This is a genomic window from Streptomyces sp. NBC_00457, assembly GCF_036014015.1.
Classification (GTDB): domain Bacteria; phylum Actinomycetota; class Actinomycetes; order Streptomycetales; family Streptomycetaceae; genus Streptomyces.
The window spans coordinates 1050473-1065235 of record NZ_CP107905.1 but is presented as its reverse complement, the minus strand read 5'-3'; the positions used below and the strand labels follow the sequence as shown (position 1 = coordinate 1065235).

12 protein-coding genes and 1 pseudogene are annotated in these 14763 nt (G+C 69.8%); 9 read left to right on the top strand and 4 right to left on the bottom strand.

The window, feature by feature from the left end; all coding sequences use genetic code 11:
- The first annotated feature begins 16 nt into the window (after positions 1-16).
- The 3 genes from OG828_RS04995 to OG828_RS04985 are packed head-to-tail and all read left to right on the top strand — an operon-like array spanning position 17 to position 3628.
- Positions 17-1609 carry a class I adenylate-forming enzyme family protein gene (locus OG828_RS04995; RefSeq protein ID WP_328500242.1) on the top strand — a complete coding sequence of 531 codons (1593 nt, stop codon included), beginning with the start codon at positions 17-19 and terminating at the stop codon, positions 1607-1609.
- 1 nt (position 1610) lies between these two features.
- Positions 1611-2789, top strand: coding sequence for an FAD-dependent monooxygenase (locus OG828_RS04990; protein ID WP_328500241.1), 1179 nt, complete (start codon positions 1611-1613; stop codon positions 2787-2789).
- Positions 2790-2833: 44 nt separating this feature from the next.
- On the top strand, positions 2834-3628 hold the full coding sequence (locus OG828_RS04985; RefSeq protein WP_328500240.1) for an aminotransferase class IV: 795 nt from the start codon (positions 2834-2836) through the stop codon (positions 3626-3628).
- Between the two features lie 93 nt (positions 3629-3721).
- On the opposite strand, the gene OG828_RS04980 is transcribed toward OG828_RS04985, so the two are convergent.
- A complete protein-coding gene (locus OG828_RS04980; RefSeq protein ID WP_328350558.1) occupies positions 3722-4213 on the bottom strand; it encodes a carboxymuconolactone decarboxylase family protein in 492 nt (163 codons plus the stop codon).
- Positions 4214-4305: 92 nt separating this feature from the next.
- Between OG828_RS04980 and OG828_RS04975 the strand changes: the two are divergent.
- Positions 4306-4509: pseudogene (locus OG828_RS04975) on the top strand (helix-turn-helix domain-containing protein); the annotation flags it as partial.
- 329 nt (positions 4510-4838) lie between these two features.
- Here OG828_RS04975 and OG828_RS04970 read toward each other — a convergent pair.
- Complete coding sequence (locus tag OG828_RS04970; protein ID WP_328500239.1) at positions 4839-5246, bottom strand: RidA family protein; 408 nt, start codon at positions 5244-5246, stop codon at positions 4839-4841.
- Positions 5247-5388: 142 nt separating this feature from the next.
- Between OG828_RS04970 and OG828_RS04965 the strand changes: the two genes are divergently transcribed.
- A complete protein-coding gene (locus OG828_RS04965) occupies positions 5389-5769 on the top strand; it encodes a winged helix-turn-helix transcriptional regulator (RefSeq protein ID WP_328350552.1) in 381 nt (126 codons plus the stop codon).
- A gap of 114 nt (positions 5770-5883) precedes the next feature.
- Here OG828_RS04965 and OG828_RS04960 read toward each other — a convergent pair whose 3' ends face one another.
- Positions 5884-6756 carry a helix-turn-helix transcriptional regulator gene (locus OG828_RS04960; RefSeq protein WP_328500238.1) on the bottom strand — a complete coding sequence of 291 codons (873 nt, stop codon included), beginning with the start codon at positions 6754-6756 and terminating at the stop codon, positions 5884-5886.
- Positions 6757-6893: 137 nt separating this feature from the next.
- Here OG828_RS04960 and OG828_RS04955 point away from each other — a divergent pair, with 137 nt between their 5' ends.
- Both OG828_RS04955 and OG828_RS04950 read left to right on the top strand, forming a co-directional pair.
- Positions 6894-7673, top strand: coding sequence for an NAD(P)H-dependent oxidoreductase (locus tag OG828_RS04955; RefSeq protein WP_328500237.1), 780 nt, complete (start codon positions 6894-6896; stop codon positions 7671-7673).
- 229 nt (positions 7674-7902) lie between these two features.
- Positions 7903-9267 (top strand): diacylglycerol/lipid kinase family protein, encoded by a 1365-nt coding sequence (locus tag OG828_RS04950; RefSeq protein WP_328500236.1) that lies wholly within the window; start codon positions 7903-7905, stop codon positions 9265-9267.
- 78 nt (positions 9268-9345) lie between these two features.
- Here the strand turns inward: OG828_RS04950 and OG828_RS04945 are convergent, their stop codons facing one another.
- Positions 9346-12039, bottom strand: coding sequence for a cellulosome protein (locus OG828_RS04945; RefSeq protein ID WP_328500235.1), 2694 nt, complete (start codon positions 12037-12039; stop codon positions 9346-9348).
- Positions 12040-12349: 310 nt separating this feature from the next.
- On the opposite strand from OG828_RS04945, the gene OG828_RS04940 reads away from it, so the two are divergent.
- Both OG828_RS04940 and OG828_RS04935 read left to right on the top strand, forming a co-directional pair.
- Positions 12350-13360, top strand: a complete 1011-nt coding sequence (locus OG828_RS04940) for a LacI family DNA-binding transcriptional regulator (RefSeq protein WP_328350537.1) — start codon at positions 12350-12352, stop codon at positions 13358-13360.
- A gap of 155 nt (positions 13361-13515) precedes the next feature.
- Positions 13516-14757 carry a sugar ABC transporter substrate-binding protein gene (locus OG828_RS04935; protein ID WP_328500234.1) on the top strand — a complete coding sequence of 414 codons (1242 nt, stop codon included), beginning with the start codon at positions 13516-13518 and terminating at the stop codon, positions 14755-14757.
- The last annotated feature ends 6 nt before the right edge of the window (positions 14758-14763 follow it).

The following is a 14763-nucleotide window of genomic DNA, read 5'->3' as shown; positions in this document are numbered from 1 at the left end:
AGAAAGGAAAGGGCCCATGGGACAACCACAGCCCCTGTTCTCCGATCGTGGGTTCTATCTGGGCCCGATGTTCCGGCAGGCCGCCGACCGGCACGGAGCCGTCCCGGTCACCCTGGACCGGCCGCTGGACGTCAACCCCGTCCTCGGGCTCGAGCTCAGCTATCCGGTCCTGGCCGCCCTGGTCGACGACTTGTCGGGGCGGCTGTGGGAGGCCGGTGTCCGGCCCTCCGAGCAGGTCGCCGTCCACAAGACGGACAACGTCGACATCGTCCTGCTGACCTGCGCCGTCTCCCGCATCGGCGCCGTGCCCGTCCTGCTCTCACCGGGCCTGCAGGGACCGGTCGTCGGCCGGCTTCTGGAGCGGCTGCACGAGCCCTGGCTGCTCACGGACCGGGCGAAACTCACCGGGCCACTCCGGGACATCGGCGTCGCCGATCTCGTACGGCAGACACTCAGCGTGGACGACGCACCCGGAGCCGTCCCGCTGGACAAGTACGCCGGCGCCCCACCCCACCCACCTGTCCGGCTGCATCCCCGTGAACCCGCGCTGATCACCCACAGTTCGGGCACGACGGGCGTCCCCAAGCTCGCCGTGCACTGCGCGAACACCATGTGGAACCGGCTCGTACCGCAAAAGGCCATGGGCTGGCCGACGCGTGGCGAGACGGCGGCGCTGCACATGTCCTTCGTGCACTCGCGCTTCTACCATCTGCTCGGCGTCCTGCTGCACTTCGGCAGCCCGCTGCTGTTCATCACCGACCCGGAGCCCGCCGCCGCAGGTCCGCTGCTTGCCCGGCACCGGCCCGGCATCGTCGAGACTCACCCCAACACCTTCGTCCTGTGGGAGGAGTTGGCCGACGCGCCCGGCGCTCCGCTGGCCCGGGTCCGTTCCTACGGCAGTACCTTCGACGCGATCCACCCGCGCACCGTGCAACGGCTGCTGGGCGCGTCGAACCGGCGCTCGCCGTGGCTGATGCAGCTGTACGGGCAGAGCGAGACGGGTCCGGTCGCCTTCCAGTGGTACACGCGGCGCGGCGCGGCCCGGGCGGACGGCCGCCGGGTCGGCATCGGCATTCCCGGCTTCACCCGGGTCCGGATCGCCGACAGCGCGGGACGGCGTGCCCAGCCCGGGACGCCAGGCCGCATCGAGGCCCGCACCAGGGGCCGGATCCTCACCTACCTCGGCGCCCAGCAGCAATACGACAGTCAACTGGGAGGCGGCTGGTGGCAGATGGGCGACATGGGCTACCGGAACCGGTGGGGCGCGCTGTATCTGATCGACCGTGAGATCGACCAGATCGACTCCGTGCACAGCAACCTTGAGATCGAGGACACACTGATGTCCCGCCTCGACGAACTGCGCGAGGTCGTCATCGTGCCCGGCGCCGACCGCGAGCCGGTACCAGTGGTCTGCGTCCGGGGCGAACAGCCCCTCGACCCGCGGCGCTGGCAGGCGGCCACCGCCGACCTGCCGGCGATGGCCGACCCACGGCAGTGGCGGTTCGACGAACTGCCGATGACCTCCACCTGGAAGGTCAAGCGGGTGGAAATCACCCGTATGCTCACCGAGAGCACGGCCGTCACCGCCGAGCAACCCGGCGGCGCCTGACGTGAACCCGGTCATCGTCGTGGGCGCGGGACCCGTGGGCATGTCGGCCGCACTCGGCCTGCGCGCCCACGGACTGCCGGTCACCCTCCTGGAAGCGGACCCACAAGGGCGCGAACGCCCCGGCAGCCGCGCCCTGTTCGTACACAGAGAGACGCTGCAACTGCTCGACGGGATGCGCCCGGGGCTCGCCGCCCGGATCACGTCGTACGGACGGCCCTGGCAGACCAAACGCACCCTGTACCGCGGCCGCGAGGTGTACGCCCGGACGTTCCCGCCACCCTCGTTCCCGCCACCCTTCACCAGCCTGCGTCAGGTGGACACCGAGCGGTTCCTGCTCGCCGCCTGCGAGGCGGCCGGGGTGGAGTTCGCCTGGCACGCGCGCGTGACGGGCATCAAGGTCACCGCCGATGGAGTCGCACTGAGCAGCGAGGACGGACGCGGCTGGACCGGCACCCACGTCATCGCCGCCGACGGAGCCCGCTCGGCGGTCCGGCGGGAGCTGGGCATCCCCATGGAGGGCACCAGCTCGGAGGGATTCCATGTCGTGGTGGACGTGGCCGACATCCCGGGCGCCGAACTGCCCCTGGAGCGGGTCTTCCACTACGAGCATCCCGGAGTCAGCGGCCGCAGCGTCATGCGTGTGCCCTTCACCGGGGGCTTCCAAATCGACCTGCAGTGCCGCGACGACGATCCGCAGGAGTCCTACGGGACCGAGGAGGCGGTACGGGAGTGGCTGCCCGCGGTCGTGGGGGAGGGGTACGCCGAGCGGATCCTGTGGGTGTCGACCTACCGCTTCCTCCGCAAGGTCGCGGCGACCTTCACCGACCCCGAGCACCGCGTGCTGCTCGTCGGCGAGGCGGCCCACCTCTTCCCGCCCTTCGGCGCCCGCGGCATGAACAGCGGCATCGCGGACGCGGCAGCGGCCGCGACCGCCGTGGCCACCGGCACCACGGAGGCGGTTGCGGAGTTCGCCGCGGCGCGACGAGCGGCTGCCCTGTTCAACAGCGCGGCGGCGGGCGAAGCCCTGGCCCATCTGCGACCGCGCCGCCGGATCGTACGAGCGAAACAGCGTGCGGCGGCGGCACTCGCACCCGTACTGCCGTGGTGCGGGGCCTGGTTGGAGCATGCCCCGTACGGCCCCCGGCACGGCTCACCGGCGAGCGCCGGCCGCACATACTGACCGGACGCACCGACCGGTCGCACTGAGAGGTGAATGATTCGTTGATGACACAACCGGCAACCGCTGAAGGGCTGTTGGCATGGGTACCCGGCCGTGGTTTGATCGCCGGCCTGGCTGCCGACACGCAGCTCCTGGTCGCCGACTCCTGGCTGGTCCGTGACGGGCGGGTGCGCGGTCTCGACCGGCACCGGGAGCGCTTCCTGCGGGCCTGCGGCGAGTGCGGAGGGCCGTCTCTCGAGCAACTCACCCAGTTCTGGCAGGACATGACGGCCGCGCTGCCTCGTACGGGGTCCTGGTTCCCGCGTGTCGAGCTCGTGGCGGGATCCCTCCAGCTGCGGCTGCTCCTGCGGCACGCACCTCCGCTCGCCCCGGAGGTACGGGTGTGGGCGTCGGGTCAGCCCGACCCGCGCACGGTTCCCCGCCGCAAGGGCCCGGACCTGGACGCGCTGGCCCGGGTCCGACAGCGGGCGTGCGGACAGGGCGCCGAGGAGGCGGTACTGATCGCCCCCTCCGGCCTCGTGCTGGAGGCGGCGACCTCCAGCGTGCTGTGGTGGGAGGACGAGACTCTGTGCGTTCCCCCGCAACAGCTGCCGGTCCTGGCCGGCGTCACCGCGGGGCTCATCCAGCAGCGGGCGCTGCAGAACGGGATCCGGCTGGCCCACCGGGAACGAACCGTGGCGGAGCTGACCGGCCGGGAGGTGTGGCTGGTGAACGCCCTGCACGGAATTCGGCCGGTCTCCGCCTGGGAGGGCCGGTCGATGATTGCGGGGCCGGTCGTGCGGGCCGACGAATGGCGGAAATGGCTGGACGACATCATGGAGCCACTGCCGACCGCGTGAACTGGTAAAGCCCGGCAAAGGATCGCGCCGGACCGATTCATTTCGGCCCGGCGCGATAAGCCATTCCTGGATTCAGCTGTTCTCCTGGATCGCTCAGCCCTTCTTCTGGACCGGCTGATAAGAGCCTGGAACCATACGTGTCGCGATCGCGATCCGGTTGTACGCGTTGATGACGGTGGCGGCCCAGATCAATGCAGCGAGCTGCGCGTCGTCAAAGACCTCCGCGGCCTCCGCGTAGACCGCGTCCGGGACGTGTCCGTCGTGCACCAGGGTCACTGCCTCGGTCAACGCCAGTGCGGCGCGCTCTCGTTCGGTGAAGAACGGCGTTTCCCGCCACGCGTTCAGCGAGTAGACCCGCTGTTCGCTCTCGCCCTGGGCGCGGGCGTCCTTCGTGTGCATATCGAGGCAGAACGCACAACCGTTGATCTGTGAAGCGCGAATCCGGATCAACTCGAGAAGTTCCGGCTCGACCTTGGCATCCTGCGCTGCGGAAACAGCGGCACCGTGCAAGGTGCCCATCGCTCCGGAGACGTCGGGGGTTATTTTCTTGAGGGCCACGCGGACCGTGGATTCACTCTTGGGCATGAGGCGACTCTATCTGTACAATGTGGGTCGCGAAATGGAAACGGTGCGAATGGTCGTGTGACGATTCCCGAGAAGGTCCGATATCGCGCGCCGGCTCCTGCGCGCGGCGCACCCCAGGTCGGCGCCGCGAGGAACTGGCCACGCTCGCCAGTATCAGCATCAACTACGTCCGCCTGGAGCGCGGCAAGGAGACCCGCCCCAGTCCCTCCGTGCTGGACGCGATCGCCTGTGCCCTTTTCCCCGACTGGGCTTACAGATCCGCGGCTGCGTCGCCCGGCTCCGCGCCCGGTCCGGCATAGCCCTGGACGCCCTCGAGACGTGCCTGTAGGGCGTCGGCGCCGGGAGACAGTACTGCGCGCGCCAGCTGTGGCCGCTCGTAATGCAGCCGCGGAGATGCGTGGCGCGGGCCCAGGAAGAGAGGGCCACACGCCGCGGACCACTACCGCCGGCCCCCTGCACGCAGAGCCACAACGAGCAAACCCCCTGGAGGTGTGGCTGCGGCGGCCCGTCCGCGTCTTCACCGAACTCCGCACGCTGGAGGTTTAGGCGCAGTTGGCTCGAACTCGCCGCCGCAGCCGTCCGTCCCCTCGCTGGGACCCTTGCCCGGCAACCAGACCACATCTGTTCAGTCGAGGACCGCGGTGGCTTCGATCTCGACCAGATGGTCGGGGACGTCCAGTGCCGCGACGCCTATCAGGGTGGCCGGCGGGGCCGAGGTGACCCCCAGCTTCGCGGCTGCCCGGGAGATGCCTTCCAGGAGCGGGGGCATCTTGTCGGGGGTCCAGTCGACGACGTAGAAGGTCAGCTTGGCCACGTCGTCGAAGGAGCCGCCGACCTCGGCCAGGGCGGTGGCGACGTTGAGGTAGCTCTGCTCGACCTGGGCGGCGAGGTCGCCTTCGCCGATCGTGGTTCCCTCGGCGTCCCAGGCGACCTGCCCGGCGATAAAGACGAGCCTCGACCCGGATGCGATCGACACCTGCCGGTAGACGTCGATCTTGGGCAGTCCGTCGGGGTTTACAAGGGTGATGGCCATGCTGTCTGTCTCCTCGTCCTGAGCGCCTGTGGGCTCGCGTGCGCGCGACCAAGACGCTGTCGGTCTCTTGTGGTTACTCGGGAACTGTAAGAGAGTGAGCGCTGACGTGGAAGAACGCACTTTTCAGTGACTGGAGAACCTTATGGTGACCAAGCAGTTCACGGGCTCGCCCGAGGATGCAGACCTGGCGCGGGCGGACTCCTTGGCGCGGGAGATCTTCTCCGATGTCGCCAACAAGTGGGCGTTCCTGATCGTCGAGGGTCTCGGTGATCGCACCCTGCGCTTCACCGAGTTGCGGAACGAGATCGAGGGCATCAGCCACAAGATGCTCACCCAGAACCTGCGCATGCTGGAGCGCAACGGCCTGGTCGAGCGCACCGTGCATCCCACCGTCCCACCGCGGGTCGAATACACCCTCACCGAGCCGGGCCAGGCCCTGCGCGCGACGGTCGACGGAATGTGCGGCTGGACCCACCAGTACTTCGGTCACATCGAAGCCGCCCGCCGCCGCTTCGACGCCTGAGGGCCGGCTGCAATGCTCGGAGCGGCCAACCAGCGGGCTGTGACCGCGCTTCCGTGAGCCCTCCGTAGGGTCTCGCCGCTCGTGATATGTCGATCTTGCGTGACCTGGGCACCATTACCGTGCCTGAGCGTTCACCGTGGGATGCGCGTCACCGCTGTCCGCGCCCAGGCCCGCGAGCAGGCGCAGTCCGTCCTCGGCGGGGCTGCCGGGGACCGGGGACAGCACCAGCAGCTCCATGCCTGATTCGTCCGGTAGCGCGAAGTTCTCCTGGTGCAGTTCCAGGAGTCCGACCAGCGGGTGCCGGTACGCCTTGCGTCCATGTGTGCGGGCGCGCACGTCCGCGCGGGCCCAGAGGCGGCGGAAGCGCTCGCTGCCCATCGCCAGCTCGCCGATGAGCGAGGCCAGTCGCGGGTCCTCGGGGTATTTGCCGGCGGCCAGCCGCAGGTGCCCGACCACGTCGAGGGTGCATTTCTCCCAATCCGCGTACAGGCCGCGCTCGGCCTCCTCGAGGAAGATGTGCCGCGCGGTGTTGAGACCCGGCATCGGCCGGCCGTAGAGCAGCCCGGCGAGGCGGTTCCCGGCGAGCACGTCCAGGCGGTGGTCCACGATCAGCGCGGGGGCGTCGGTGACCAGGTCGAGGACGCGCAGCAGCTCCGGCCGGACCCTCCCCCAGCCTCCGGCCGGGGGGACCCCCATGCCCGGCGCCTTCGCGCGGCGACGGCGCTGTCGGGCGAGCCGGTAGAGGTGCCCGCGTTCGGTCTCGTCGAGGCCGAGGACGCGGGCGAGCGCGTCGAGGACCTGCTCGGAGGGCTGGGTCGCGCGGCCCTGCTCCAGGCGTACGTAGTAGTCGACGCTGACTCCGGACAGGTGCGCGACCTCTTCGCGGCGCAGCCCTTCGACCCGGCGGCGGCTGTCGGTGGGGATGCCGACGGCCGCCGGGTCGACCCGGGAACGCCGGGTCCGCAGGAAGCCCGCAAGATCGTCCATGATCCCAGTATCGCGTCGGTGGCGCCCTTGAAGGTGGTCCTGCCAGTACCAGGAAGTCCCGTCCGATGGAAGAGGAGCCCCTGAACGCCGGACGCCGCTGCGCCCAGGATCGACGGCATCCGATCCGAAGGAGTTCCATGAAGACGCTGATCGTCTACGCCCACCCGGAGCCGCAGTCGCTCAACAACTCGCTGAAGGACCTCGCGGTGTCCACATTGGAGACCGCCGGGCACGAAGTACGGGTGAGCGATCTGTACGCCATGAACTGGAAGGCGGTCGTGGACGCCGCGGACTACGGCCCCAACGCCTCAAGTCCGCTGAGGGTCGCCCTGGACTCGGGCCGGGCCTTCGACGCCGGGACGCTCACCCCGGACGTCCTCGCCGAGCAGGAGAAGCTGCTGTGGGCCGACACGATCATCTTCCAGTTCCCGCTGTGGTGGTACACGATGCCCGCGATCCTCAAAGGCTGGGTGGACCGGGTGTTCACCTACCACTTCGCGTACGGCGTCGGCGAGCACAGCGACACCCGGTACGGCGAGCGCTTCGGCGAAGGCACCCTCGCAGGCAGGAAGGCACTGCTGTCGGTGACCGCCGGCGGCCCGGAGTCGCATTACGCTGCTCGCGGGATCAACGGCCCCATCGACGATCTGCTGTTCCCGATCCACCACGGCATCCTCTACTACCCGGGCATCGAGGCGCTGCCGCCGTTCGTCCTGTACGGCACCGACCGGATGCGCGACGAGGACTACCCGGACGTCGCCAAGGCCTGGGAGCAGCGCCTGCTCACCCTGGAGTCGACCGAGCCGATCGCGTTCCGGCGGCAGAACTTCGGTGACTACGAGATCCCCTCGCTGCACCTGAAGGAGGGACTGGAGCCGGCGGGCCGCACGGGTTTCGGGCTGCACGTGCGCGGCTGACCGCCGACCCGTGGACGGTCCGGCCCCGCCCCTCCTGGGCTGCCTGCGACCGCCAGACCGGGTTGCTGCGCAGGCCAGGGGAGGGGGGCGTGAGCTGGGCTCCTGCTGACCTGGGCCGGAGTGCCGGCGGTTATCGGATCCTGCCCGACCTCGACATCACGCGGTGCGGGTCGCGCCGGAACAGGATGACGGGCGTAGTCCTACGATGACGTCGGCGAAGGGAGGCAGGATGGCGAAGGACTTGAGCAGGCGGGCCTACCGCACGCAGCGATGGGCGGCGAGGGCGGCGCTGGCCGCGGCCGCGCTCGCGGTCGTCGTCCCCCTCGCCTACGACGGCATCGGCGGCGTACTGCTGCTGGTGGCCGCGGCGGTGGGCCTGGCCGTCACCGCGGCCGCGGTGTGGTGGACGCTCACCCTGCGCGGTCCGGCGCGCGCGGCCGCGGCCGTCTTGGCCGTGGCGGTGCCCGCTGTCGTCGTCGTCCTGTTCGCAGCCACCTTCTTCTGGGCCCTGCCGCTGTCACTGGCGCTGTGGGCGGTGGCCGTCTGGAGTGGCCGGTACGCCCTGCGCGGCACCGGTGATCACCGGATCCGTGTGATGAGGGAGCGCCGCACGCCGCCGCCCCGGCGCCCGTTCCTGATCATGAACCCGAGTTCCGGCGGCGGCAAGGTGACCCGGTTCGGCCTCACAGACAAAGCTGAACGGCTGGGCGCGCGCGTCGTCCTGCTGGACCCGGAGTCCCCCCAGGACGTCGCCGCCCTGGCCCGTGCCGCCGTCGCGGACGGCGCGGACCTACTGGGGGTCGCCGGGGGCGACGGCACCCAGGCGCTGGTCGCGGCCGTCGCCGCCGAGCACGACATCCCCTTCCTGGTGATCAGCGCGGGGACCCGCAACCACTTCGCCATGGACCTCGGCCTCGACCGCGCCGACCCCGCCACCTGTCTCGACGCGCTCACCGACGGTGTGGAGGTCCGCATCGACCTCGGCTTCGCCGGGCGGCATCCCTTCGTCAACAACGCCTCGTTCGGTGCCTATGCGGCCGTCGTCCAGAGTCCCGCGTACCGCGAAGACAAAATCGGCACGAGTCTCGACCTGCTCCCCGATCTCCTCACCCGGCAGCAGGGCCCGCGGCTCACCGCCCGCGCCGGGGACAGCACCCTCGCCGACCCGCAGGCCGTGCTGGTCAGCAACAATCCCTACCGCACGGACGACCCCTTCGGATTCGGCCGACGCGAACGCCTCGACAGCGCCGCGCTCGGCGTCCTCGGCGTCCGGGTGGACAGCGCGGCCGAGGCCGCCGCGCTGCTCCTGGACCCCGAACCGGACGGCCTGACCATCCTCACCGCTCCCGAGGTCGTCATCGAGGCCGACCGTGCGGAGATCGAGGTCGGCCTCGACGGCGAAGCCCTCGTCCTGCGCACCCCGGTGCACTGCCGTATCCACCCCGGCGCCCTGCGCGTCCGCCTTCCCCGCAAGCGACCCGGCGTCCCCAAGCGTCAACCACGCCTGGACTGGCGCCGCCTGCGCAAACTGGCGGTCACGGTCGGCCGCACGGCGGCACCTCGCCGCGAACACGGTCACTCGAGCACGCGCTGACCCGCCTCGAGTGTCCGATCCAGCTGTGCAACCTGACGGCCCGGGCCGGTGAGGGTCCGGGCCGTCCGTCGCGCTACTTCACTTCCCTGCGAGCGGTGTCACGGCGATGCGGTCGATGACCGGTGCGTACGGGGACCGCTGGTCGTACTGGTTGTAGGTGTCGCCGTTGAAGTCGGGCAGCTCCTGCGCGGTGAAGGTGAGCCGGTTCGTGCCCTTCTTCAGGGTGACCGGGACGGTCAGTTCCCAGAAGTTGTTGAAGTGGAAGGTCGTCGGGAACAGCACGCGGCGGGCCGGTCCGCCGTTGACCGAGAGGTCGGCGTGGCGGGCGATCGGGTCGGGGTTGTAGTGGGTGGCGGGTGCCTGTTCGGCGTTGGAGTAGCGGATGGTCACGGCGTGCCGGCCGGAGCGTTCGGCGACGACGTCGAGGGAGAGCGCGTTGGCCCTGCCGTCGCCGATGTCGGTGACCGACTTACCACCCGTGGCGAAGGTGTAGGCCTCGGTCACCTTGGCCGCACCCGTCAGAGCCCCGTCCTCCGCCTGGTACACCTTCGACGGCAGGGTGCCGCCGGAGGGCGTGACCTGGAGCCGGTCGAGGACGAGTTCACGGGAATCGCCGGTGACGGTGATCTTGTTGATGCCGCCGGACAGGAACATCCGGACGGTGTCCGTGCCCTTCTTGGCGCCGCCGATCCCGGGTACGTCGAGCTTCTCGCCGTTGAGCGACAGGCTCGCCCGGCCGCCGCCGAGGTGGCCGACGGACACGGTCGCCTCGCCGTCGGCGGGCGCGTGGACCCAGAAGGTGGCGGAGTCGCCCTTGCCGAGCGGCACCGCGCCGGGGCCCGAGGCACCGCGGTAGCTGTAGTCGGGCCGGGAGCCGGACAGCGTGGCGTACTCGGCCTCGTAGACCGCCGGTGCGGTCACGCGCTCGTCGCGCAGCGCCAGGTCGACCTTGTCGATGATGGCGTCGCCCTTGGTGACGCCCAGATCCGCGTCCTTCGCGGCGAGGGTGATGCGGTGTTTGCCGGCGGTCAGCTTCACGGTGGTGTCGGTGTGGCCCCAGACCACCCACTTGTAGCCGAGGGGCAGTCGTAGCTCCTGCGGGTCCTTGTCGTCGACGCGCAGAAAGACGTTGGTGGGCCCCTGCTCCTTCACCAGGTCGTACAGGTTGTAGGAGTTGGCGAACACGCTCAGGTCGTAGGTGCCGTCTTTCGGTACCTCCACGTCGAACGCGAGTACCCCGTCGGAGCCGGTGCGCAGCCCGCCGACGTTGTAGGCGCCGGAGGTCGCGAACTTGCCGACGTCCTGCGGGGAACCCTCGGGCCCGTTCTTCGAGTAGCCGCCGCCGGTGTAGGTGGCGTTCTCCGCCTCGTACGTCTTCCGCCAGCTGACGGAGGGTTCGGTCGGCGCGCCGCCGTCGCCGCCGGGGGAGAGGATGACCTGGTACGCCGACATCTCGTTCATGCCGGTCATGGGGAGGGTGACGGTGCCGTCGGCGCCGACCGTGAGCTCCTGGTCGGCGAGCCGAAGGGGCTGGGTCGAGTCGCCGACCTGTCCGGTCCACGGGATTTCCTGGACGGTGGCGTGCACGGTCGTACCGAACAACCTGGGGTCGACGTTCTTGAAGACGACGTCCGCGTCACCGCTCTTGCCGCCGAAGATCGCCCGGGACTGCCTCTTGTCCTCGTCCAGCGTGGCGACGCCCTGGAGGGTGTACTGCTCGTTGGGGTGCGGGGCGGTCACCTCGACGGTGTGGCCGGACATCTGGCCGTAGGCGTTGAACAGCCACCACTGGCCGTTGCCCTTGTTGGCCTCGACGGCCGAGTCGTTGAGGTTGCCGTCGATGTTCCAGTACGCCAGGTCGGCGTCGATCTTGGACTCCTCGATGGCGGAGACCCACTGGACGACCTGACCGGGGACGGAGAGGTGGTAGTTGTGGCCGTACTCGTTGACGTTGATCGGCAGCGGGCCGACGCCGACGTCCTTCTCCATCTGCCGGTACTTGGCCACGTTAGTGCGCACCGCGGCGGGCGACGACAGCTCGTGCCAGGTCATCACGTCCGGCACCACGTCGTTGGCCTTGGTGTACTGGAGGAAGTCCTTGACCTGGCTGTAGAGGACGCTGGTGTTGGGGCCGGCGATCCGGGCGTCCGGGTCGAGGCCCTTGATGAGGTGGTAGACCTCCTTCCAGGCCGCGAAGTACTGCTTCGGGTCGTCAAGCCAGGAGACCTTGTCGTAGCTCCATTCGCCGGTGCCGAACATGTTCCCTTCGGGTTCGTTGAAGGGGACGTAGACGACGTTGTCCTTGTAGTCGCCCATGGTCAGGACCTGTTGGACCTGCTTCTTGATCTTCGCCTTGAAGTCGGCGAGCCGCGCCGGACCGTCCGCGCCCGGCCACTGGTAGGGGAACCCGCGGTAGATGTCGGTCATGTAGATGTAGACGTCCTTGCCGCCGGAGTCCACGAACGACGGCAGGACCTCCAGGGCGTCCGCTCCCGGGTGCTGGGGACCGTCCTGCGCCTTCGTCGAGACGGTGCGGACGTGCATGCCCTCGAGGACGTTGCGGCTGGGCACGCCGTCGCCGTAGATCCCGTACAGCGAGCCGGAGGCGCCGCCGTGGAAGGCGCCGGTGTCGGTGCCCAGGTCGATGGTGAGCCGCTCCGGTTCCGCCGCGCTCGCGGTGCCGGCGGCGGGTACGGCCAGTAGGGCGGCGAGGGCTGCTACGGCGGTGGCACCGGCGGCTGCTGTTCTTGTGCTGCTGCGTATGCGTCGCACTGAGGTCTCCGTGGGGTGATCCGTCCCGTCCATGACGTGAACCGGTTCGAGCGGTGGTGAGCTGGACGGGCCTGGAACGGCATGGCCCAGCTCGGGCGGACGCGGCGGCTGTGAGCGGCTCGGTCGAACCGGTTCGCCGGAAGCTAGCACCGCCGGAAACGGGGCAGCAATACCTCCGACGCGGATTGGGCGGCGGTTTCCCGGAGTTGTGCGCAAGGCATTGACAGCGTCTCCGGGCGCTCCTAGCTTCCGTCAAGCGAACCGGTTCGACAGCCGGCTCGCTGGCGAACCGGATCGACGAAGGAGTGCCGTGAACATCGGGGAGATCGCCGAACGGGCCGGTGTCTCGCGGAGCACCGTGTCCTACGCGCTGAGTGGCAAGCGCCCCGTGTCGGAGGAGACGCGTCGCAAGATCCAGCGGGTCATCGACGAACTGGGCTACCGGCCCAACGCGAGCGCCCGTGCCCTGGCCAACGGCCGGACCAGCACCCTCGGTCTGGTCTTCCCGCCGGCCGGCAACCACTACACCGGCATGCAACTCGACTTCATCGGCAGCGTGGTGGAGGCCGCGGCGGCCTACGACTACGACGTGCTGCTCTCCCCGAGCGGCGCGGACAGCGACCGCTCGTTCCAGCGGCTGCTGGCCGAGCGGCGGGTCGACGGCGCGATCCTGATGGAGATCAGGCTCCAGGACGACCGCGTCGATCACCTGGCCGACCTGGACTTCCCCTCCGTGGCCATCGGCCGCACCGCGCATCCGGAGCGCGGCTGGTGGGTCGGCCTGGACCACACCGCGCTGGCGGCCGCTTGTGTCCACCACCTCGCGGACCTCGGCCACCGCAGGATCGCCTTCGTCAACCGGCCCGAGCACCTGCTCCGCGCGGGGTACGAGTCGGCGCACCGCGGTCTGGACGGCTTCACCAAGGCCGCGGCGGAGCGCGGGCTCACCGTGCGGACGTACTGCTGCGGGGACGATGCCGCGTCGGGCCAGACGTGCGTGGAACGGATCCTGCACGACGACCCGGCCACCACAGCGCTGGTCACCCTGAACGAGGCCGCGCTGGGCGGTCTCTACCGGGGCCTGGCCGTGGCGGGCCGCCATGTGCCGCGCGACTTCTCCGTCACCGGGGTCGTGGCCGGCCGGTGGGCGGAGACGGTGACCCCGCAACTCACCGCGGCGGACGTGCCGGCGGCACAGATGGGAAGCCTGGCCGTCGACCTGCTGGTCGAGCAACTCGGCGCTCCCGACTCGGCACCGCGCCACCACCTGCTCACGCCGCCCATCTCGCTGCGGGCCAGCACCGGACCCGCCCACGTCTGACCGGACCCCGGTTCCGGCTCGAACGCCCGATTCCAGCCCCTCGTACACCTGCCTCGGCCCGCTTGCCCGGCCGCCTCCTCGGCATGCCCCTTCCTCGGCATGCCCTTGCCGAAAACACGTCGGCATGCCCTGCCGAAAACACAAAGGAACGCGCCATGAACGGATCCACCGGACGGCGGCTCACCGCCGCGGCCCTGACCGTCGTCGCCGTCGTCAGCGGCACCACCGCGTGCTCGTCGGACGGCAGTTCGTCCGCGAAGGGGGACGACAGCGGCACGTACACCATCTGGGACCCCTACCCGCAGTTCGCCAAGGGCTCGGCGTGGGCGAAACTGCTCGACGGCTGCGGCAGCAAGGCCGGCGTGAAGATCAAGCGGACCGCGTTCGACACCAGCGACCTGACCAACAAGGTGCTCCTGGCGGCGCAGCAGGACAACTCCCCGGATGTGCTCATCGTCGACAATCCCGTGGTGTCGACCCTGGCCGAGGCGGGCGTACTCACCACCACCGACGACACCAAGCTGGACACCTCGAAGGCCGACCCCAACCTGCTCGCGGCCGGCCAGTCGGGCGGCAAGACGTACGGAACGCCGATCGGCGCCAACACCCTTGCCCTCTACTACAACAAGGACGTCCTCAAGGCGGCCGGGGTCGACATCGCGTCGGTCAAGGACTGGGCATCGCTGACGGCGGCGCTGGAGAAGGTGAAGAAGGCCGGGAAGAAGGGCATCACGTTCTCCGCGATCGGCACCGAGGAGGGCAGCTTCCAGTTCCTGCCCTGGTTCTGGGGCTCGGGCGCGCAGCTCACCGAACTCGACTCTGCCCAGGGCGTGTCGGCGCTGTCCCTGTGGACCGACTGGCTCGAGAAGGAGTACGCCCCCAACTCGGTGCTGAACAACACCCAGACCACCAGCTGGCAGGAGTTCGCCGGCGGCGACTACGCGTTCGCCGAGAACGGCACCTGGCAGCTCGCCAACGCGGAGAAGGCCGGCTTCGACTACGGCGTCCTGCCCATTCCGGCGTCCGGCGGGGGCAACGCGGCGGCCCCGACCGGCGGCGAGTTCGTCACCGTCCCCGTCCAGGGCGACACCGGCCGCTACACCACCGCACAGAAGCTGGCGACCTGCCTGACCAGCACCGACAACCTCTACGAGACCGACACCACCCTGTCCTACGTCGCCCCGACCACCGAGGTGCAGGACAAGCAGGTCGCGGCCAATGCCGAGTTGAAGCCCTGGGTCGAGGCGGTCAAGGCGGCCAAGGGCCGCACCAGCGACGACCTCGGCACCAAGTACCCCAAGATCTCCGAGCAGTTGTGGAAGGCGGTCCAGTCCGCCCTGAGTGGGTCCAAGTCACCCAAGGACGCCCTCACTTCGGCGCAGGCCGCGGTCAAGTGACGTGGG

What these genes read in the sequence shown, in the direction of transcription:
- OG828_RS04970 (WP_328500239.1), bottom strand. Translation starts at nt 5,246, where the DNA reads ATGGCCATCACCCTTGTAAACCCCGACGGACTGCCCAAGATCGACGTC.
- OG828_RS04985 (WP_328500240.1), top strand. Translation starts at nt 2,834, where the DNA reads ATGACACAACCGGCAACCGCTGAAGGGCTGTTGGCATGGGTACCCGGC.
- OG828_RS04980 (WP_328350558.1), bottom strand. Translation starts at nt 4,213, where the DNA reads ATGCCCAAGAGTGAATCCACGGTCCGCGTGGCCCTCAAGAAAATAACC.
- OG828_RS04965 (WP_328350552.1), top strand. Translation starts at nt 5,389, where the DNA reads ATGGTGACCAAGCAGTTCACGGGCTCGCCCGAGGATGCAGACCTGGCG.
- OG828_RS04995 (WP_328500242.1), top strand. Translation starts at nt 17, where the DNA reads ATGGGACAACCACAGCCCCTGTTCTCCGATCGTGGGTTCTATCTGGGC.
- OG828_RS04960 (WP_328500238.1), bottom strand. Translation starts at nt 6,756, where the DNA reads ATGGACGATCTTGCGGGCTTCCTGCGGACCCGGCGTTCCCGGGTCGAC.
- OG828_RS04950 (WP_328500236.1), top strand. Translation starts at nt 7,903, where the DNA reads ATGGCGAAGGACTTGAGCAGGCGGGCCTACCGCACGCAGCGATGGGCG.
- OG828_RS04955 (WP_328500237.1), top strand. Translation starts at nt 6,894, where the DNA reads ATGAAGACGCTGATCGTCTACGCCCACCCGGAGCCGCAGTCGCTCAAC.
- OG828_RS04935 (WP_328500234.1), top strand. Translation starts at nt 13,516, where the DNA reads ATGAACGGATCCACCGGACGGCGGCTCACCGCCGCGGCCCTGACCGTC.